General features: G+C 65.8%; 2 protein-coding genes. Both read left to right on the plus strand.

Annotated features, from left to right (window positions below; translation table 11 throughout):
* Positions 1-245, plus strand: a 245-nt coding sequence (locus FV226_RS27665) for a helix-hairpin-helix domain-containing protein (RefSeq protein ID WP_147765427.1), incomplete at its 5' end; no start/stop codon positions are given.
* Positions 246-448: 203 nt separating this feature from the next.
* A complete protein-coding gene (locus tag FV226_RS27670) occupies positions 449-763 on the plus strand; it encodes a hypothetical protein (protein WP_147765428.1) in 315 nt (104 codons plus the stop codon).
* Positions 764-770: the final 7 nt, after the last annotated feature.

The following is a 770-nucleotide window of genomic DNA, read 5'->3' on the forward strand; positions in this document are numbered from 1 at the left end:
CCGCCCCGGTCAAGCCCTCGGCCCCCGTCGCCGGCTCGCCGAACGCCGCCAAGGGCGCCCTCCTCGACCTCAACAGCGCCTCCGCCGCCGAGCTCGACGCGCTCCCCGGCATCGGCGCCGCCCGCTCGGCCGCGATCGTCAAGGGCCGCCCCTACAAGGGCAAGGACGACCTCGTGCAGAAGAAGATCCTCTCGCAGTCGGTCTACGACGGCATCAAGGACAAGGTCATCGCCAAGCAGAAGTGATTTTTTGGCAGGTTTGACCGGCGCGCTGTGTTTGAGCCGCGCGCCGGGAATAGGGTGGCGTTCGACACCCCTCGAAAGCGGCCGTCCGCCGACATCGCCTCGGACTTGGCCCCAGGGTGACGATCGGACCCCGGCCGTGAGATGCGCATCGCGGATTTTTGTCGTACCGGTTTTGCGAGGAACCTTACAACATCTCCAGGCCGATGAAAGCGCACGCCAGCCCTGTGCAGATCGCCTTCGCCGACCTGATCGCGAAGGCATTCGATGCGGATTTCGACGCCGCATATCCGGAGAACGGGCGCTTCGCCAAGAGCGACCGCCGCGGCCAGGAATACTGGTATTACCTCGGCTACGCGCGTGACCCGGACGGCGCCAAGAAGGGGAAGGAAACTCAGAAGTGTCAAACAGCGTTGAACATTGACCCTGGATCGGCGTCGAACTTTGACCCCCCGGATGGGTATGGCGGGACGCCCCTGATCAGCCCGGCGAAGCGGGTCGGGGTGGCGCAGCCGGGCTGATCAGGGG

The sequence above is a fragment of the Methylobacterium sp. WL12 genome (genome assembly GCF_008039475.1).
GTDB lineage: Bacteria > Pseudomonadota > Alphaproteobacteria > Rhizobiales > Beijerinckiaceae > Methylobacterium > Methylobacterium cerastii.

Coding starts and splice junctions, on each gene's coding strand:
- FV226_RS27670 (WP_147765428.1), top strand. CDS start 449: ATGAAAGCGCACGCCAGCCCTGTGCAGATCGCCTTCGCCGACCTGATC.